Genomic DNA, 20,711 nt, shown 5'->3' with positions numbered 1-20,711 from the left:
CCTAGTTACCTTTTGGCGTTGATTTGCTGATTTCGGCACGGTAGCGATCAAGATGTTTTTGAGCTTTGTGATCGAGTGGGTCTTCTTGTTGAACAAACCAGCGTACCAGTGCCTCACTGTAAAGCTGCATGACTTGGCGATCGCGTTGATCTTTTCCACTTATGGGAGAATTCGCAAAGAATTTCTCTGCTCCTTTAATCACACTCAGGTGATCTTGTTGTTGCTCAGCTTCTAGAATTTGCTGATAGGCAGTATCTCGCGTTGAACGGATTAACTGGTCTTGAATGGTTAGTCCCCCGCCTGTCAATACCAACACACTAGCAACAGCGGCCTGAACCTTAATCCGAATATCTTGATGACTGAACAACCAAGGTAGAAAAGGTTCTGTACTTTGCTTGGGCTGAACAGAAACAGGAGTGAGTTGGGGTAGTTCTGACAGTGGAATTGAGGTCTCTGAAGTTACAGGATCCTCTGTGCTTCTAAAGAGCTTGCGATCAAGAAAGGTATAAATCAACCCGCTATCGAGTTCTGCTAATTCTGGCTTCTTAGCAACAACGGCTTCCCATGCGGCTGCTAAATCCCATTGATTCTGGGGAGGATTGTTAAATATAAGATTTAATCCATCCAATAACACTAAAGCCTGCCTGCCCCAATGAGTGGTTGATTCTGTGGGCAATTCTTCCCCGCTCTGGGTATGCATCACCGCAGGGGAACTGTTGTTGAAACTTTCCTGCGGTTCTGGTAGACCAATCCTTTGCCAGAGACTCATGGCCTGAGCAATTTTGAGTCCATACATTGTCTCTTTTGCTTTGGCCGACTTCATGTAGGCATTCATTGGTGCAAACCCCTTGGAAGCCTCCGCTCGTAGGCGTTGTCCTTTCTCATTCAGGCTTGCATTGAACTGTGTAGCTAGTTTTGCTTCGACCTCCTTCATCTGGGCTTGTAATTGCTGCATTGTTTCAATCAATTGATTGCGGGTCTCATAGGCTTTTTCAAGGTACGGATTGTATACCAACGCCTTCTGTACAGCGGTAAGCGCCTCGGCAATATGACCCCCATTACCCAGGCTGATTGCACGCAGGTGATGCAGATGACCTAGTAATTCAAAGATTCTGAGATTGTATGGATAGTCATTGGATAGCTTTTCTAAATGGTTAATCCCATCTTGCAATCTTGTCGCATCTTTGAGTTGCTGAGCTTCTGATTTGCCTTTGCCTAATTTGACCAAGGTAGCTGAAAAATGTACTTCTGCTAATTCATTCTGGTAGTCGATGGAATCGGAAAAGTACTTGAGCCTATTGCTACAAAGGTCAATAGCTTGTTGCCATTTTTGTGCTTCTATATAGAGGGATATTCGTTTTTTCCAAGGCAGTGCAAGCAATTTCAGCAAGTCATCTCCGGAAAATGCCGACAGCTCAAGCAGTTCCTGAATATAGTCAATATGAACAAATGCACGGTCTTTTAGCGATGGATTTTCTGACTGTTTTGTTAGTCCGTTATAAAAAGCAGAATGGGTATCAATCAATAGTTCATCCACCAAACGCTGGCGAAGTTTTATAGGGTGATTCATAACCTCTACCCCTGGTTGATCAGCAATAGCTGAAACTAAGAACTGCCACACATCGTCTTTTGTTGATAGAGCTTTTATCTCTATCTGAACTTGATTCCAGAAAAAATCAGCCTGCTGCCATTTTGCTGCCAGTTCTGCCTCCATAGCCAGTCGGTGCTGAAGCAATAGGCGACCAATTTGACCAAGACCATCTAGTTTGCATCCCACTAAACGTTCCCACCTGGTAAATTCCTTGTTGGCAAGAGCCAAGAGATTCCGGGCAACCCGCTGGTCAGGTGTTAACCCAGTCAAGTTATCATCATTAGTATATATATCTGGCCTAATCTGGGGAAAGACTCGTTGTGAGGGATTACCTTGACGATGTGCAATCATACATTTCTAACCCGAATACGAGGTAAGCAATCATCTACATGTTGACCATCTGATTTAGAGGATTAATAATGGCTTAATCTTGATAGTATTGGATATGCCAATAATTATTTCAAGACTACTTCATTAAACGTTAAAATTAAATCAAAACCAATACTCAAATACCTCTAAAATATTTGAAATTCTGAAGTTTTAATTGTGAACAATTCGATTAACTTTATACTATAAGTTTTTAACATCTGGGTTATCGATCCAAAGTAAATGTGTCACTTTTTTCCGTGTCCACCGCTCACCAATATCAAAGAAGGCATTCAGCCCTACCCCTATAGCCGCAGCTGCGTAGGGTACGTTAGGGACGGGCTCGCCCTCATTTTCCGCCTCTTCGCGCCTTGTTAGGTTGCTGCCCGTAACGCACCACCGGGTCTCTCACCGCTTGGCTATCAGCTTTCAGCAGCAACCTCAATAGGATGCTTTGGCGGTTTTTTTTACAAATAAACTGATCTACGGATTGATCTACCGATTGAAGCTTGAACATTCCAGATTATCTCCCAAATTCTTTACAAAACTGGCATTGCTGAATTAAGGAATGAACAGGGTGGTATACCCATCCTATTAAAACTATTCAGCAACTTCCTCTAAAGGAATTTACTGTTCGTATCTATTTACTTATCTGTCCTAAGACGGAATTTTTTGCAGAAGGGAACAAATTTTTGATTGCTAAGTAAAAATACTTATGAAATTTGTCGGCTCCACTCCAAGTCGCACCGTCAGGAACAGGCAAGATTCCCATTCCACCTCACTCTTAAAATCATTCCATTATTAAGCAACGCCACAAAACTTAGGGAAACTCTAGAGATGCCCCTATAGCATTTTCATTTGAGTTGTGAACAGAATCCCTTAGGGAAAGGCAAGAGGCAAAAGACAAGAGGCAAGAGTTAATCAAGGATATAGAAATTTTTGGGAATCAAAACAACTCTAGTCCTTGTTCACAATTCATTTAGAAAAACTGAAACTCTCAAATTTCCCCGGTAACAATCTACTAATCTCCTCCTTCGGTGGTTCCTTTTGTGGCGATCGCTTTGCCAGCATTAAGCCAAAAATAATAATTACTGCTACAGACAACAGCCCAATAACCACACCCATCAAAACACCTGGCTTCGATGAAAAACTGATGGGATTATCGCCCTCTTTGTGAGGGTCTTTAACAATCGGATCTGAAATAGATGGGCTTGTGCTTTCTAGAGCCTGAGTCAGAGCAACTCCTAAGGCACTTAGCCCGGCTTGATCGCTAAAGTAGGTGAGATGGTCGCAGGCAACTTCATGAGTTTGGGGTTGGGGTAAGCGTCCACCACTGACACTCTTAATGCTTTGTACTGTAACAGCAATATCGTTGGGTTGACCAAAAAACGGCAGTTCTACCACTTTACGTAACTTCTGCATCAGTCGCTCTAGCTGACCAGAGACTACAGCAGCTGGAATAATAGATGTATTACCAGCAATGATTGTGTAGGGAACACCAGGATCAGGGCTTGCTGCCAGGGATTTCAGGAATTTAGAACCTGGTTGCATCTGGTCTAAACTGACGTCAATGATTTCCGTTGTCGCAAGCAAGCTGCCTAGCACCGCTGTAGGCCAAGCAACTGTTGAAAAACCGTTCAAACCAATAGCCAGAGTTGTAGTGACCCAAGCATGTACTGAAGACCAGGGTGAGCCACCATTGGGTGTGCCCAGCATAACCAGATGTTGAACGATTTGATTACCTTTCTCCCGTTCAATAAACCAACGGGAAACTAACCCCCCCATAGAGTGGGCAATGATGTGCAGGACTTTACCATGACTCGGTTTCAAACCAACTACTTCCAGTCGCTGCTTCAGCAGTTGAGCATTTTTTTCAATAGTAGTATTGATGTTCTCGTAGTCGAAGGTAAGAACCAAGTCATAATATTCACTCAAAGAGTACGGTTGCCCATCTACCTCCACTGTTGCTTTGTGAATGCTAGGAACTAAAGAGTGAGTATCACCCATGATGCCGTGAATGTAAAGAACAATCCGCTTGGCTTGGGCAACCTTAGCTTTAACTTTCTCCACATCTGCTTCATAGCTGACGCTTCCGTCTTCTGCCACCTCAGCTGCTGCCAGGATTGGGTAGGGAAATTTCAAACCCAGTTTCGGGCTCACTACTTTTTGAAAGAAGATACGAATCGAACCATGAACAGAGCGCTTTCCTTCGCTAATTGGATCTGTCAATCCCTCAATGCTGATTTCAGTCTTGCCCTTGGGTTTGGTTTTCCCCAAACCCAAGGGCAAGAAGAATTCACCGTCATAGCCGATAGGTAGAATATATTCTCCCTCTGCCAAAGCTGTATCAACTAGTAACGTCAGCGGTGCTTCAGGGGTTACTCCTGCTATGCTGTGCGCATCTATACTGCTTAGTTCCAGAACACTCAAACCTGGATCGGTACCTCTGCTGGCAGTGAATTGAAAGGGTTGTGTGACTTCAGGATTATCCCGTAAGAGCGCTGGCAGAATTAGATTTCCTAGATCCTGACTCGACTGAGTCACCGTAGTGAGGCGAACATTAGCCCGTAGACAAGGATGTGATTGAAGTTCAACCCCACTTCCTAGAGAAACGCCTTCTCTTCCTATATTGGGGACTCGGATCTTAGGTAGGGGTCGAACTGTAGTAATTACAAGCTGGTTGGTGTTCCAATCATCCGAGAGCTCTTCTTCTTCGGGGCGATCGCTAAAATCACGGATTTGAATCCGGTTCATCAAGCGGTTGAGGGTGCCTCTAACTTGATAACCTGTTGTGCTGTTGGTATCCCTCGTTGAACGAGTAACAGCCAATTCTAGCTTATCCTGCTCTAACAAAGTTGCGTCAAATTCAGTTGTGCTGACGATCAGCTTCAGGATATCCTTATACTCTGTAATCCCCTGTTTCCATAGTGTTGTGGGCACATTGGCATATATAGGCTTACCATCGAATGCCCAAGCCTCCTGTCCTGGCTCTAGCCACACTCCACCTGCAGGAAACAACCTAGCACTAACAGCATAGCGGTCTGTGAGGTAAAGCAGAGCAATATAGAGTGACTCGTTACTAGAATTGGTCAGCTTTACCCGAAAGGCTGGCTTTTTCCATTCACCGTTTTCATACTGGTACTGCAAGCGAATCTGGGGCTCTGTAATCTCGGAGTCACCCTGGTAAACTTGTATGGTCACGGAATCTGAGCGAATCTGACTTCTGGCAGTGTTAGAGAGGGTAACGATGTTTGTCCAGCGGGCAATATGTTCCAGGCGTTGGATTGCCCGTGAAGCGCTTAGGGCTGTGTAACCGAGAATTGGAGCAATCAGTGGACGGTCATCAACAGGGCGGGTAATTAGGTACTGACGATCACGAGCTATCAGGCAAAACTCTGCATCTTCCGAATCTACCACTTCCCTGATATAAAGAGACGCTTGCTCTCCAAAACTGGCTTCCTGAATAGCTTGGCGTGCTAGAGTGACCCCTTTTTCGTCTCCCTGAAGGTAAACACCCAGAGGTGGTAGGGGCAAACTAATCACAACTGCTTTGTAGGTCAGCTCTGGGTCTAATTTCTCGCTATCCTGGGATATCTTAATTTTGCTCAGTTGTGGCAATACTTCAGTAACTTCGGCTAACCCTAGAGCTTGCGAAACTTGGCGGAGCTGTTCCAAGGCACTATTGAAAGGAAAGATGGCCACTCTGGTGGTTTCCTCGCCAGATACAGGTGGAATGCCATGAACAGCCCCACCATCAATTACCCAACCATGAGTTTCGTTATAAATTACTGTCAAGTAAGGTTGGCGTTCAGCAATGGCACCCCCTAGGAAAGGTTGGTCTAGGTTTATGGAATTTGTGGCTTCAAGTTGGGGCGACTGAGCGGTAACTCTACTGCGCACTAGAGCATTGGTTCGTTTAAACAGGTCACGATAGGTCAGATTGCCATTGGCTCGTCGCAGTGTGTCAATCAAAAAGTAGGAGAATACCCCTTGGTGTCGATTGTTGCCATAGCATTCCTTCGCATCTTCGTTTTCTCGGCAAGCAGCAAGCAGTATGTGCTCTCCCTGGGGAAGGACAAACCAATTTGACTGGTTCTGGTTATGGTTATAGAAACGAGAGAGATGGTTGATTTCCTCTACAGAAAAAATGAAACTTTCGAAAGGGCGCTGGCGTCTGTCAGTGGGAACCCGACGCACGGTTGTATTGAGCAGATTTTTGCGGGTTCCTGCACCAGAGTGGCAACAGTCCAAGATCACTACAATATGTGGATTTTTCTTTGCCACTAGGGCAATCAATTTCGCTAGTTCCTTATCTGCTAAATCCCAACCACCCTCAGTGCGACTATCCCAGCAAACTAGGGTTTCGTTGAGATGGTCCGGTTCCAGGTGCCAAAATTCCGGGGGTGACTCTTCTTGGGAGCCATGACCACTGTAGTAGAATAGCGCAACATCTTTGCTACCAGCCTGAGATAGGAACTCTTGGAAGCCATTGATAATTGCTTGACGAGTGGCTTGCTGATCTTTAAGTATCTGAGTATGGAGTCGATACCCTTCTTCTGTTACTCCCTCTTGTAGATATTCTGATATGGCTGTAATGTCATTTACACAACCTTTAAGCGGGGAGAGCGGATAACGGTAGTTATCAATGCCAACTAGCAGCGCATAGATAGTCTGAGTCATGATCGCATCTTTCCTTTATAGCCAAAGGGTTTTGTCAATAAAAGGCAAGCTTTACCCCATAAGACATATTCATAAGTAATCAACTATAGGTAAAGTCTTTGCGATTATTATTGTTGTTTTTAGAGTAAAACTCTACCCTGAGGAGGAAGTAAACCCACTTTACACTTTTTCAACTGGCATAGGTGAATTTTGGGGAAGCTCCTATGGGATCTGGCAATGACTATAGGCGAGTAGTTGTGTAGCATACACCCTTTTTAACATGGAGAATACACAAGACTATCTACAAACCAGTCCAATCATCGATTGGCAACATCCTACAATTCTGGAACTGGCGAAGACAATAGCCCTAGAGCATCAAACATCGAATGCTTACGCAAAAGCCTGTTTTGAATGGGTTCGAGACCACATTCGCCATAGCGTTGACTATCAAATGAATCCTGTCACTTGTCGTGCCTCGGATGTACTTAAGTATCAAACCGGTTATTGTTACGCAAAAAGCCATTTGCTAGCTGCCCTATTACGAGCCAATGGAATTCCAGCAGGCTTTTGTTATCAGCGCTTAAGTATTAATGACGATGGTGAGCCTTACAGTTTGCATGGTTTGAATGCGGTTTACTTACCTGAATTCGGTTGGTATCGAATTGATCCCAGAGGAAACCGTGAGGGAATTGATGCTCAATTTAATCCCCCAAAGGAGCAATTAGCTTTCACCATTCGATTTCCTGGAGAAGCTGACTTTCCTAACATTTTTTCTGAACCACTTCCTATAGTTATCGAAGCATTACAGGCTGGCAGTACCTGGGATGAAATGCTTGGTAGTTTGCCAGATGTTTTGTTGGAGGAATTTGAAGCTTATGGGCTACGCGCAAGCTACGCGAACAGCTATCAGTAGGGAACAGGGAACAGGGAACAGGGAACAGGGAAGATGCGCGTTCCAGCAATAGGCTTCCCTTAAGCGTGGTAAATATGGTAAGGATGGTAAGGGTGGTAAGGGTGGGTAGGTAGAGAAAAAAAAATGAGCGATCACAGAATTATAAACTAAGCGATCGCTACATCCAAAACAAGCAATCTGTCCAGTATTTTACCACTCCGAAAGCTTAAGCTATCCACTATTAGCTATCAGCTAATGCACTAAGCGCACGCCTGAATGCTTACCCGAAACCTGGACAGGCTACGGGATGCTATTGAAGAGCCGGTACTGGAACGCCCTAAAAAACTTTAACAAAACTCGCGAAATTCCCCACCCTCTTCCAGGGTGTTGAAGTTACCGTAAGTAGAGGGTCGCCTTTAAGGTTGGTCGGCTATGGGAAAAAGGGTTAAAACTGTTTGATTAAGGCTCCACTCTACTAAGGTGCGCGTCTCTAGGATGGATAGCGAGACAGAAAATTTCTTTTATCCCTTGACACATTACTGTGAAATACATATAATAGTAAGCATGGTCGATAACAAGTTTGAGTGCAATGAAACATAAAGCCGTCAAAGTTAGAATTTATCCCACACAAGAGCAAATTCAAGTGTTAGCTCAGCATTTTGGATGCGCTCGTTGGTGGTGGAACTATGCTTTGAATCAGTGCATAGAAACCTACAAAGAAACTGGCAAGGGGCTAAAACAATCTGCACTCAACTCTATGTTGCCAAAGCTCAAAAAACAAAAAGAGACTGAATGGCTAAAAGATTGTTACTCTCAGGTTTTGCAATCCGTGAGTCTCAATCTTAGTCGTGCATATCAAAATTTCTTTGTTCGCGTCAGCGTGGCCTACGGCCAGGGTAGGGCTGAATATCCTAGGTTCAAATCATATCATCATCGTCAATCAATTCAGTATCCCCAGAACGTAAAACAAGTTGGCAACTACTTGAAGTTCCCTGGAAGATTAGGCATTATCAAAGCAATAATCCATCGACCACTAGATGGAGAAATTAAAACTGTAACCGTTAGCAAGACTCCATCTGGAAAATATTATGCTTCGGTGTTAATGGAATATGAGCCGGATGATTTGCAGCCTTCCAAAAAAGGAAATGTTATCGGAATTGATTTGGGTATTAAGGATTTTGCTATTACCTACGATGGCGAAAAGACTTCCAAGTTTGGGAATCCAAAGCACTTAGCCAAGTCCGAAAAGAAACTGACTAAAAAACAGCGTATCGCTGCCCGAAAGAAAAAAGGCAGCAATGGACGCAAAAAGGCCATAAAGATTGTAGCCAAGGTATACGAACGGATTAGAAATGTCCGCCAAGACTATCTGCATAAACTATCTAGAAAGATAGTTGACAACAACCAAGTGGTGGTAGTCGAGAACCTAAATGTCAAGGGCATGCTGTGCGCTACGCGCACGCTTCGCGAACGTAACCATAAATTAGCTAAAGCAATTTCTGATATGGGTTGGGGAACCTTTGTAAACTTCCTGTCTTATAAGTGCGAAAAAGAAGGAAAGGTATTAGTTGAAATAAACCGATGGTTTCCTAGTTCCAAAACCTGCTCTAATTGTCATTACCGAATCAAGGAGTTGCCACTGGATGTCAGGGCTTGGACTTGTCCAAGTTGTGGAACTCACCACGACAGAGATGGTAATGCGGCAAAGAATATTAGAGCAGAAGGGATCAGAATGCTATCCTCCTCTGGGACGGGGGAGGTCAACGCCAGTGGAGAAGAAGTAAGACCAAGACGTGGACGCCCGTCCAAGTTAAGGCATTCTTCCGTGAAGCTGGAAGCCCCGACTTCAAAGAAGTAAGTCGGGGTAGTTCACGCTAGAAACTGTAGGATTAAAGTCAGTAACTGCGAATGGCACGATGGTTAAAACCACCTCCAAACTCACGTTTGACCAATACCTGGAATATGATGACGGCACAGATAACCGTTATGAGCTGGTTGATGGGGAGTTAGTACAATTGCCACCGGAGAGTGAATCAAATAGTTGGAGGGCGATGTGGCTAATGTATCAATTAGCCCAACACATTAACCCTCGTTTAATCAGGATACACGATTGTGAATTGCAAGTTCCAGGAAATCCTCAAAACCGCTATCCTGATTTGGTAGTGCTTACGGAAGCACATCTGATCCAAACGGAAAAACGCCTAACTATCACCCTTGATATGGAGCCCCCACAGTTTGTTGCGGAGGTAGTTAGCCCCTACAGAAACCAAAATGATGAAAACTACCAACGTGATTACAGTGATAAAGTAAAACAATACCAACAAAGGGCTATTCCTGAATATTGGATTATTGACTCCCAAGACCAATTAGTAACTGTCCTAGTCTTGAAAGACGGTAGTTATCAAAAACAAGAATTTAGTGGGAATCAGCAGATTGTTTCTCAGACTTTCGGTGATTTGAACTTGACCGCTTTACAGGTAATCAATGGGTAAGCTATCAGCTATCAGCTATCAGCTATCAGCTATCAGTTATTAGCTATCAGCCGTCAGCTATCAGCCGTCAGCTATCAGTTATCAGTTATAAGCTATCAGCTTATGCGCTACGCGCACGCTACGCGAACAGCCATTGGCTGTAGGCCAAGCTACACCGAACAGCTTTTGAATAAAATAAGCTGACCACTGACCACTGACCACTGACCACTGACCGCTGACCGCTGACCGCTGACCGCTGACCGCTTACATGACCTTTTGCATCCTAAACCGTTCAAACCCTACCCCATTGAGGAATACAGTCTCCGGTTCAATAATAGTAAATCCCTGTTTGAGAAAGAAATACTTAGAAATTCTGCTAGCTTCAGTATAGATACAATTAACCCCTTGCCTTAACGCTTCATCTTCTAATTGTTGGTAAATCGCTGTAGCATAACCCTGCCGAGAGTAGTCTTTTGCCGTAAACAGTAAATCAATGTGATTAGCGGGATGTAATTGACCAAAAGCCCCCACCTTATTGCCATCAACCGCAACAAGTGTTATTCCCATACTCAGCCGTTTGGTAAACTGGTCGTTATCCTTAGGATAGGATGACCAAATCTCTACTTGTTTACGATCATACGCTTGTGAAGCTATCCCCATGATAGCATTTTTGTAGACATCGAAAACAGCTTTGGCATCTGATACTTGGTAGTTACGGATTAACATTTTTTTCTCGGATATCCCGATTCCCGATTCCCGATTCCCTACTCCCGATTCCCGATTCCCTACTCCCTTTCAATTTAATTTATACCGAGCAGTCCACACTATTTTCCTGAAAAATGGAATATCTCTGAAAATTTTCAACAAACCAAGTTTCTTTTCTGGTTCATCAAGATAAAACCAATCATCAAGGAATTCAATACCGGGATTCCAACTCTCCAAGTCTTTACTGTCTCGAATCCCAAACTTGAACGTAGCATCTTTTCCAAACTGCAAATCCCGTTGTAATTTTCTGTTCATTATTCCTTGCAGAGGGGGCTTTAACCAAGCCGCATTGACAAATTCAGCAATAATTTCACAACCTGGAAAGGTTGATTGCAGTTTCAATACTAATGATTTTACCTCCTCTTCTTGAAGGTACATAAACAGCCCTTCTGCCATAAATAAAACTGAATCAGCCTTCAACTCTTTAATTGCTTCCATCCATTCATAATTCAATACCGAAGACGGAATAAACCGATAGCGTTCAGTTTCTGGCAACAATTTCTTTTTAACCGCTATCACCTCTGGTAAATCTAGGTCATAGAAGATAACTTTTCCGTTATCGATCCGGTGGAAACGAGTATCTAAGCCACAAGCAATATTAACCACAATTCCGTCATGCGATCGCTCCAGGAAATTTCTGGCATAATCATCATAGCGTTTGGCGCGCATAGCAATATGAACCACCAAATTTTTCTCTACCTTGCCCTTAGCTAAGCTTTGATAAAGCTTGTTATCTGACTGGGATAATTCAGGATTTAATTTATTAGTAATTTCAACAGCTAATGGATCATCTAAAATTGGATATTTTGACTTGCTCTCTAGGGCATGGCAATACAACGTAATTAGGGATGTTGCTGCTACATCACTGATTTCAGTGTTGAGTAATTTAGGAATTTCCATATAAGTTATCAGCTAATTTTAATTTTTAACAACCAGCAGTGATTATAAGACTGCAAGCTTCGGATTGATCCGGTGGGTGTAACGAGCATCTTGCGTGGAACTGGCATCTTGCCAGTTTCAATATATGTTGCTGAATCATGGAATGATTGGAAAAGTTTTTAGGTGCGCTTCACCTATTAATAATTAAATTCGCCACCGGTCGCACCTGTAGAATGGGCATCTTGCTGTGGAACTGGCATCTTGCCAGTTTCATGCTTATTCCCGAGCGGGCAAGATTCCCACTCTACTCCGATTCATTACTTGACTGAAGCAACGCCACAATCGGACGCACCCTATGCAACACTTGCACGCGCAGCAGATTTACCCTAATAAAAATCTCCCCATCTCCCCATCTCCCCATATCCCTACCCTGCCCACACTTCCCATCCTGCCCACCCTCCTCTTAATTATAACCAGACTTGATATAAGCTGTTTTGAAGGCGTATATACCAATCTACTATGGCAAGCATTAACGATAACTACCTCAAACTCAAAGCTGGCTACCTATTTCCCGAAATTGCGCGACGGGTCAATACTTTCGCAGAAGCCAATCCCGATGCTAAGCTAATCAAGCTGGGGATTGGTGATGTTACTGAACCACTACCAGCCGCCTGCCGCACCGCTATAATCAAAGCCGTTGAAGAAATGGGCGATCGCGCCACCTTCAAAGGTTATGGTCCAGAGCAAGGCTACCCTTGGTTAAGGGAAAAAATTGCTACCCACGATTTCCAAAGCCGGGGGTGTGACATTGAAGCTGGGGAAATTTTCATCTCCGATGGCTCCAAGTGCGACAGCGGTAACATTCTCGACATCTTTGGAAAAGATAACAAAATTGCCGTTACTGACCCAGTTTATCCCGTGTATGTAGACACCAACGTCATGGCTGGTCATACCGGGGATGCTAATGATGCTGGTAAGTATGAGGGTTTGGTTTATCTACCGATTACCGCCGAGAATAACTTCACCGCTGAGATTCCCTCCGAGAAGGTTGATTTAATTTACCTGTGCTTCCCCAATAACCCTACCGGAGCAACCGCTAGCAAAGACTACCTCAAAACCTGGGTAGACTATGCCAAAGCTAATGGCTCGGTCATTTTCTTTGATGCAGCCTACGAAGCCTTTATCACTGACCCAGACCTACCCCACTCCATCTACGAAATTGACGGAGCAAGGGATTGTGCCATTGAATTCCGCTCTTTTTCCAAAAATGCAGGCTTTACCGGCACCCGCTGTGCATTAACAGTAGTACCTAAGACCCTAACAGCCAAAGCATCCGATGGTTCAGATGTGGAACTGTGGAAACTTTGGAACCGCCGCCATTGTACTAAGTTTAATGGGGTTTCCTATATTGTACAACGAGGCGCTGAAGCCGTTTATTCTGAAGAAGGCCAAGAGCAAGTTAAAGCACTAGTTAACTTCTATCTGGAAAATGCCAAAATCATTTGCGATCAACTAACAGCGGCTGGATTAACCGTATATGGTGGCGTAAATGCCCCTTACGTTTGGGTCAAAACACCTAATGGTCTATCCAGTTGGGATTTCTTTGATAAATTACTCAACACTGCCAATGTAGTCGGAACCCCTGGTTCTGGATTTGGTGCTGCCGGGGAAGGCTATTTCCGCATTTCCGCATTTAATAGTCGGGAAAATGTAGACGAAGCGATGCAGCGGATTACCGAGAAATTCAAAGTTTAGTTTTAGGGTAGGGTGTAGGGTTACCAGGTGTATTATTTAGTAATAAATTCAATAAATTTTATCTGCTATATCCTACGCTCTACACCCTATTTTAAATTATAATTCGCCCCAGTTGTCGGTAAATTTAAATTCCCGATTCCCGATTCCCGATTCCCGATTCCCGATTCCATTTTTTAAAAATAAGGATAAAAATCATGTCAATTAAAGTCTACGGTATCCCCAATTGCGGAACTTGTAAAAAAGCATTTAAATGGCTCCAAGATAACAGTGTTGAGTATGATTTTATCAACACAAAAGAGCATGCGCCAACTGCCGAAATGATTAGCAGCTGGGTGAAAGAATTAGGCTCTAAACCCATGCGTAATACCTCTGGTAAATCCTATCGTGAAATAGGTGAAGAAAAAAAGACTTGGACCGATGAACAGTGGGTTGAAGCATTTGCAAAAGATGCGATGCTCCTGAAACGACCCCTATTTGTGAAGGATGGCACAGCGGTATTGGTAGGGTTTAGAGCAAATGAAGAAACGATACGAGAAAAATTGGTAATATAGTATTTTTGTCGTAATTATCAATAGAATAAACCAAACTATCGAGCCCAAGGATGAGTAAAGAAACAGATATAGTTGTAATTGGCAGTGGGATTGGTGGTTTATGCTGCGCCTCTCTTCTAGCTCGCTACGGTTTTAACGTTACAGTCTGCGAGAGCCACTCAATCCCTGGTGGTGCTGCTCACGCTTTTGAGCGCAATGGATTCAAGTTTGACTCCGGTCCCTCTCTTTACTCAGGTTTGTCTTACAGCCCTTCTTCCAATCCTCTGCGACAACTGCTAGATGCCATTGGTGAGGATTTATCATGGGAAACCTACAATACATGGGGTTGCCGTTTGCCTGAAGGGGACTTTGACACCTCCGTTGGTGCGGATCAGTTTTGTGAGGTTCTAGCCAGGCTTCGTGGTAATGATGCTGTCACCGAATGGCGTGAGCTCCAGCGGGTGATGGAACCCCTAGCTAAGGCTGCGATCGCAATTCCCCTCACTGCCATCCGTTTTGATCTCGGCGCAGTAGTCACCCTCAGCCGATTTGCCCCCTCTTTCCTACGATATGCTGGGGATTCTATCAAGCTCAGAGGACCCTTTAGCCAGATTATGGACGGTGTTCTCAAAGACAACTTTAGCCGTAATTGGCTCGATTTGCTTTGTTTTCTATTATCCGGACTACCAGCGGATGGAACCATTGCGGCAGAGATGGCCTTTATGTTTGCGGAATGGTATCGACCAGGGGTAGTGCTAGACTATCCCATTGGTGGTAGTGGTGCCCTGGTTGATGCCCTAGTGCGGGGATTAGAAAAACATGGCGGTCAGTTGATAGTTAATGCTCATGTTGAGGAAGTGATAGTCGAGCACAACCGTGCCGTAGGTGTGCGTCTGCGGGGCAGCAAAGAAATCCGAGCCCGTAAAGCAGTAGTGTCTAATATCTCAGTATGGGATACCCTCAAACTACTGCCAGATTCAGCAATACCAAAATCCTATCGAGCCAAGAGAAACGCCACCCCTGAGTGTGACAGCTTCATGCATCTGCACTTAGGCATTGACGCACAAGGACTAGAAAAAGACCTAGCCTGCCACTACATAGTCGTTAATGACTGGGAAAAAGGTGTTACCGCTCCCCAGAATATAGTAGTGCTATCGATTCCATCCCTTCTAGACCCATCCCTAGCACCACCAGGAAAACACGTGATTCACGTTTACACTCCAGGTAACGAACCCTATGAACTCTGGCAGGGCATGAGTCGTAACAGTGAAGCCTATGCACAACAAAAGCAGGTGCGTGCAGAAATCATGTGGAAAGGATTGGAGCGGATCATTCCAGACATTCGTTCCCGTTGTGAAGTCACTCTAGTCGGTACACCGCTCACCCACGAACGCTTTCTGCGCCGCCACCGAGGTTCCTACGGTCCAGCAATTCGAGCAGGAGTTGGCATCTTTCCTGGTCCTGGCACACCCCTACCTGGACTAATGTGCTGTGGAGACTCAACCTTTCCCGGTATTGGTTTACCAGCAGTTGCCGCCAGCGGGATGATTACTGCCAATACCCTTGTACCGGTTTCAAAGCATTTGGAAATGCTAAAAACGATTGGGTTATAGCAAGGGAAGTAAAGGGAGCAGGGAGCAGGGACTTCGGAGCAGGGAACAGGGAACAGGGAACAGGGAACAGGGGGAAGAGTTTGGGATCTCCCCATCTCCCCATCTCCCCATCTCCCCATCTCCCCACACCTCCCGACTCCCGACTCCCGACTCCCGACTCCCGACTCCCGATTCCCGACTCCCGACTCCCGACTCCCGACTCCCTACTCCCTACTCCCTGTTTAAGGATCACCAACTAGTAAGAAAGCCGCCCAGAAGTAGGGATGGCTAAAGTTTTGTTTTCCAAATCCTGACAATTCTGAAGATAAACCAATTTTCTTGCCAGAGATAAATAAGTGATCATTCTCAATCCGGACATTCCCTCGAATCATGGCCAACTGTGCCTGTCGCAAGGCTTCAGTTTTACTCGGTGTCTTGTTCAACTGACGGTAAAACTCAGTAGTCAGCCCCATAGCCCCTTGGTCACTGACAGACCAAAGGGTTGCTAGAGTGGAGTCAACCCCTGCCTGAAACGCTGATCCAGCAAAACCTAACTCTGCTTCCCGATTTCCCAAAGCGGTTTGGCAAGCGCTGAGTACTAACAACTCTACCGATGGCTCATAAAATAGATTTTCCAATTCATCGAGCCCCAGTTTTCTGTCCCACATTTGAATGTAAGAATTTTCAGGAGCTCCTCGATTAAACTGAGCATGGGTAGCTAAGTGAATGATCCCAAATTTCCGTTTTTTTCGTTGAGCCTTTAAATTTTTCAGAGTGAAGCTTTCGTTTAGAAAATAGTCACCTTTCCACAGTTTTTTGTCGATAATTGTTTCTAACTCGACTTTTACCCAAGGCAAATCCTCTTTATCAGAAAATTGGGAGGCTCCCATCGCCAGCAGTCGCAAGGATTGAACATTGGTAAACCGAGAATAGGTCAAACTAAGACTAGGCACCAGGCTGACACTATAATTTTCTATTAGATAGTTCTTTTGATCGTGCAGAGCAGCCAGGGGTAGGGAGCGCAACCCCTGATCCATGGCAAATATCAGGCTTTCGATCTTATTAGCTTTTAACTCAGCCTCCAACGGTCCTATCAGCCATTGGTAAAGTTGCTGAGCTGGTTTGAGATGATCCTTATCATCCTTGCTTCGGGGATTGATCAGTGTTCGATGAAAGGTTCTAGTCACAGCTAGGACTTCAGCACGATTTGCGTTATAGACTCGCCGCAGAACTGGATTACCATCTGCTGTGATCAGCAACAGTTCTAGCTGGTCATCGCTTTTTTGTAAGCATTTTTCGGGTTCTGAAGGTAGATCAGAGGGTCGGTAACCAAATCGTCGGTCAATTTCGGCTGCTGGGATTGCTGGAGTTTGGCATCGCGTTCCTGGCAATGTCAGGGAGTTTTGGACAAAACTGACGTAAATAACCCCAGTCTTGAGACCAGTCTCCCGCTCAAGCTCACGAGTGCGATCGCGTACATCATTCTGATTATAAATTTTGCTCTTGAGCGATCGCATAAAGTATGCCTGATATTCTTCTGTGAAGGCTTGTTCTATGCCATAGACTAGGTCACTTTTAACAGTCGCCTCCAGTGTGATTGGTTGCTCTACCAATGGTGGAACCTCTGGCGGTGTGATTGATGAGTTATCCGGTGTGGGGATTGTTGAGTCTACCTGTTGTGAAACTGTTAAATCATCCGGTAGTAAAACCGTTACATCATCGGGTGCTAGGACTGTGACATCATCCGTTGGTAGGACTGTTAAATCATTCAGTGCTGTACCGCTACCGGTGTCACCATCGGTTACTATACCGCTACCAGTGCCACCATCGGTTACTATACCGCTACCAGTGTCACCATCGGTTACTGTACCGCTACCAGTGTCACCATCGGTTACTGTACCGGTAGTGTCACCATCGGTTACTGTACCGGTAGTGTCACCATCGGTTACTATACCGCTACCAGTGCCACCATCGGTTACTATACCGCTACCAGTGTCACCATCGGTTACTGTACCGCTACCAGTGTCACTATCGGTTACTGTACCAGTATCGGTGCCACCATCGGTTACTATACCGCTACCAGTGCCACCATCGGTTACTGTACCGCTACCAGTGCCACCATCGGTTACTGTACCAGTATCGGTGCCACCATCGGTTACTGTACCGCTACCAGTGCCACCATCGGTTACTGTACCAGTATCGGTGCCACCATCGGTTACTGTACCAGTATCGGTGCCACCATCGGTTACTGTACCGCTACCAGTGCCACCATCGGTTACTGTACCGCTACCAGTGCCACCATCGGTTACTGTACCGCTACCAGTGCCACCATCGGTTACTGTACCGCTACCAGTGTCACCATCGGTTACTGTACCGCTACCAGTGCCACCATCGGTTACTGTACCGCTACCAGTGCCACCATCGGTTACTGTACCGCTACCAGTGCCACCATCGGTTACTGTACCGCTACCAGTGCCACCATCGGTTACTGTACCGCTACCAGTGCCACCATCGGTTCCGGTACCGGTATCGGTGCCACCATCGGTTCCGGTACCTGTACCGCTGCCACCATCGGTTCCGGTACCGGTATCGGTGCCACCATCGGTTCCGGTACCGGTATCGGTGCCACCATCGGTTCCTGTACCAGTATCGGTGTCACCATCGGTTCCGGTACCGGTATCGGTGCCACCATCGGTTCCGGTACCTGTACCGCTGCCACCATCGGTTCCTGTACCTGTACCGCTGCCACCATCGGTTCCGGTACCGGTATCGGTGCCACCATCCGGTAGATTTTCCGGATTAATACTAATCTCTCCTGGTGTACCTCTGAGAGCATCTAACCGTGAGCTAGATGCTATTTGTTCTCGTATTGGTTCTGCATCAGCTTCGCTAGTAATATCAGGAGCGAAGACTATTACATCACCACCATTTCCACCCCTTTGAGCTTGTGTGTTGATCTCAATATTCTCAAAGTTAACATTGTTTGAATCTGGAACCTTAAAGGTTATGTTACCAGAATCTCCACCGTTTGATGCCTCAGTAATAATTGTAAGAGTCTCACCATTTACCTGAATACTTCCCTGTCTAGTTTCCAAGGTTACATCACCAGAATTACTACCCCCTATTTCTGTCGTCCTGATCGTAGTAACAATCAAACCATCATTATCACGGAATATAATGTCATCTTGAGCTGATAAGATTACAGGTCCAGCATCACCCTGATCAGAACTCGTGTCGATATTACCAATAGTGATACTCCCTTCCGATGAATTCTGTTCGAGATTAGAGAATTCTGTGCCCTCTACCGTGACTGATTGATTAGGATCAAAATTAACTGTATTACTCAATTGATCCTCACTCAAACCTGCTCGCAAAATCAGAGAGCGGCGTTGGGTCAAATTATCAAAATCTGGATCTGAAGTGGGAATCGAGCCAGTGGTATCTGGCTGGGTAATCTTTATATTTCCCCCCTCAATACTTCCGGTAGATTCTACTTTCAGAGAAGCTCCTGTATAATCCCCAAAGATGACATCCCCTCTAGAGATAATAATCGGGTCATAGAAGCTCAGAAATTTACCTGGTTTACCAGACAAATTCAGAATCGAGAAACTACCACCACTGGCAAAGTGAGCATCTCCGGAAATAATCCCATCACTAACTAAACTGAGATTACCGCCACTCTGAAAGGGTGTCTTGGGATGATTCAGTGCCAGAATATCAATGCCTAAATCCCCCTGAATGTAGAGGTCTCCTCCCGCTATAGCATTGAAGGGATTCTCAGGAGTATCCCTTACCATCACTTGATTCTGAGCCAGTAGGTTTAAGTCTCTCGTCGTAGACAGCTGGCTTTCTACTAGAGTCAGGTTATTGTTGGCGGATAGGGTTGCAGTCTCTGCGGTTACTTCCTTCGCCGCTACATCTCCAGACTCCAAAGTGATGCCAGAATCTTTCAAGGTCACAGTACCATCGCCATTATCCTTGAATTCTGTGGCATGACCTACATCAGCGCCAGTTAAAAGTTCAGGCAATTGCACAGGCGTCAAGGATTGTTGGTCAGTTAGTAGGGGCTGAATTTCCAAATTCAGCAAGTGCCCCTCTTGGCTAATTTTCACTAAACTTTCCCCTGGTACAGCAGCTACGGTAATTTTTCCGTCTTGTGCTGCCAGTTCTCCAGTACTGATCACAGTGCCACCCAGTAAGGTTAGGTTATTTCCCGGTGTCACCTCTAGCTGGCCCTGATTGATAATGGCTCCTGGTGTACCTAATGTATCGAACCTAAACATACTAGGTGTTCCAATTAAGGAAAAGTAGTCGTTGTCACCAAAGGCACTAAACCAATTATTATCACCAAAGCCAATACCTGTAGCGGTGGTAGCGGTGAATGCTCCTGGAATGTTCAGCTGGGCATCGGCACCAAAAATTATCCCCGCTGGGTTCATTAAAAACAGGTTGGGGTTGCCCCCTGTGACTTGGATGAGACCGTTAATCACTGAAGCGTTGCCACCTGTAACCCGATTGAGAATGTTTTTTATACCGGGTTGAGACAAAAAATTAACAATTTGGTCTTGGTCTAAACCAAACTCCAGAAAGCTGTGAAATAGATTAGAGCCATCACCTGATCGATTACCTCCGTCAATATCAAAGCGATTACCATCTTGGATAACTTCCGTGTCAGTGGTGTGATCGGCTTGAATCGGCTGTGCTATTGTCGGTATAACCCAAAGAGGTCCTGCCAACACATAGAGAACGCTCAGGGATTGACTAATTCTACTCACAGCTAATTTCATCTGGCTTATTGGTAAAATCTTTATGATTCGGTTATATTGATCGGTTTTAATTTTAAATTTAAATTGCTGGATAATTAACAAACTTAATCGAATCTTTTTTTATATAAATAAAAAAAATATTATCTTGATAAATTGGGAGTAATATTCATTAAAAAAATCACATTTTTCCTGGCATCTTTATAAAAAAAATACAAAAAAAAATATAGTTAGTGGTAAAATCATCCTTCTAGTTTAACTGTGAAATAAATAATGTCAAATCTGGATTGATTATTATCAAATTACCAAATATTATCGTTTTCAAAACTCATCTATTAGTGTTATAATTAATGCCAATATCAAAAACTATGTCAGGAATCAGCAATTAGCTATAAGCAATCAGCAATCAGCAATCAGCAATCAGCAATCAGCAATCAGCAATCAGCAA

14 protein-coding genes are annotated in these 20,711 nt (G+C 44.7%); 7 read left to right on the top strand and 7 right to left on the bottom strand.

Annotated elements, in window-relative coordinates; all coding sequences use genetic code 11:
* Position 1: 1 nt before the first annotated feature.
* The 3 genes from F6K46_RS15570 to F6K46_RS15560 all read right to left on the bottom strand — a co-directional run bounded on the left by F6K46_RS15570 (position 2) and on the right by F6K46_RS15560 (position 6,637).
* Positions 2-1,942, bottom strand: coding sequence for a hypothetical protein (locus tag F6K46_RS15570; protein WP_293057763.1), 1,941 nt, complete (start codon positions 1,940-1,942; stop codon positions 2-4).
* A 364-nt stretch (positions 1,943-2,306) separates the two neighbouring features.
* Positions 2,307-2,474 (bottom strand): hypothetical protein, encoded by a 168-nt coding sequence (locus F6K46_RS15565; RefSeq protein WP_293057766.1) that lies wholly within the window; start codon positions 2,472-2,474, stop codon positions 2,307-2,309.
* A gap of 458 nt (positions 2,475-2,932) precedes the next feature.
* On the bottom strand, positions 2,933-6,637 hold the full coding sequence (locus tag F6K46_RS15560; protein ID WP_293057769.1) for a caspase family protein: 3,705 nt from the start codon (positions 6,635-6,637) through the stop codon (positions 2,933-2,935).
* Positions 6,638-6,896: 259 nt separating this feature from the next.
* On the opposite strand from F6K46_RS15560, the gene F6K46_RS15555 reads away from it, so the two are divergent.
* Entirely contained in the window at positions 6,897-7,529 is a 633-nt protein-coding gene (locus tag F6K46_RS15555; RefSeq protein WP_293057772.1) for a transglutaminase family protein, read from the top strand.
* Here the strand turns inward: F6K46_RS15555 and F6K46_RS15550 are convergent.
* The gene (locus tag F6K46_RS15550) at positions 7,497-7,664 is read right to left on the bottom strand and encodes a hypothetical protein (RefSeq protein WP_293057775.1); all 168 of its coding nucleotides are present in this window, start codon (positions 7,662-7,664) and stop codon (positions 7,497-7,499) included. The genes F6K46_RS15555 and F6K46_RS15550 overlap by 33 nt on opposite strands.
* A 433-nt stretch (positions 7,665-8,097) precedes the next feature.
* Here F6K46_RS15550 and F6K46_RS15545 point away from each other — a divergent pair, with 433 nt between their 5' ends.
* Together F6K46_RS15545 and F6K46_RS15540 are read left to right on the top strand one after the other, a co-directional pair.
* A complete protein-coding gene (locus F6K46_RS15545; protein ID WP_293057778.1) occupies positions 8,098-9,366 on the top strand; it encodes an RNA-guided endonuclease TnpB family protein in 1,269 nt (422 codons plus the stop codon).
* A 58-nt stretch (positions 9,367-9,424) separates the two neighbouring features.
* Entirely contained in the window at positions 9,425-10,000 is a 576-nt protein-coding gene (locus F6K46_RS15540; RefSeq protein WP_293057781.1) for a Uma2 family endonuclease, read from the top strand.
* A 243-nt stretch (positions 10,001-10,243) separates the two neighbouring features.
* On the opposite strand, the gene F6K46_RS15535 is transcribed toward F6K46_RS15540, so the two are convergent.
* Positions 10,244-10,705, bottom strand: coding sequence for a GNAT family N-acetyltransferase (locus tag F6K46_RS15535; protein WP_293057784.1), 462 nt, complete (start codon positions 10,703-10,705; stop codon positions 10,244-10,246).
* Positions 10,706-10,774: 69 nt separating this feature from the next.
* Entirely contained in the window at positions 10,775-11,644 is an 870-nt protein-coding gene (locus tag F6K46_RS15530) for a class I SAM-dependent methyltransferase (RefSeq protein WP_293057787.1), read from the bottom strand.
* Between the two features lie 498 nt (positions 11,645-12,142).
* On the opposite strand from F6K46_RS15530, the gene F6K46_RS15525 reads away from it, so the two are divergent.
* From F6K46_RS15525 to F6K46_RS15510, 4 genes are all read left to right on the top strand, one after another.
* Positions 12,143-13,378 (top strand): LL-diaminopimelate aminotransferase, encoded by a 1,236-nt coding sequence (locus F6K46_RS15525; protein WP_293057790.1) that lies wholly within the window; start codon positions 12,143-12,145, stop codon positions 13,376-13,378.
* A 194-nt stretch (positions 13,379-13,572) separates the two neighbouring features.
* A complete protein-coding gene (locus tag F6K46_RS15520) occupies positions 13,573-13,929 on the top strand; it encodes a Spx/MgsR family RNA polymerase-binding regulatory protein (RefSeq protein WP_293057793.1) in 357 nt (118 codons plus the stop codon).
* 50 nt (positions 13,930-13,979) lie between these two features.
* Positions 13,980-15,521 carry an NAD(P)/FAD-dependent oxidoreductase gene (locus F6K46_RS15515; protein WP_293057796.1) on the top strand — a complete coding sequence of 514 codons (1,542 nt, stop codon included), beginning with the start codon at positions 13,980-13,982 and terminating at the stop codon, positions 15,519-15,521.
* Between the two features lie 80 nt (positions 15,522-15,601).
* On the top strand, positions 15,602-15,760 hold the full coding sequence (locus F6K46_RS15510) for a hypothetical protein (RefSeq protein ID WP_293057799.1): 159 nt from the start codon (positions 15,602-15,604) through the stop codon (positions 15,758-15,760).
* Here F6K46_RS15510 and F6K46_RS15505 read toward each other — a convergent pair.
* Positions 15,743-20,287, bottom strand: a complete 4,545-nt coding sequence (locus F6K46_RS15505; RefSeq protein WP_293117142.1) for a CHAT domain-containing protein — start codon at positions 20,285-20,287, stop codon at positions 15,743-15,745. The two genes, F6K46_RS15510 and F6K46_RS15505, sit on opposite strands and share 18 nt — an antisense overlap.
* Positions 20,288-20,711: the final 424 nt, after the last annotated feature.

Source organism: Moorena sp. SIO3E8 (assembly GCF_010692445.1).
Lineage (GTDB): Bacteria > Cyanobacteriota > Cyanobacteriia > Cyanobacteriales > Coleofasciculaceae > Moorena > Moorena bouillonii.
Note: the sequence above shows the minus strand (reverse complement) of the source record. Positions and strands in the feature narration are given on the sequence as shown.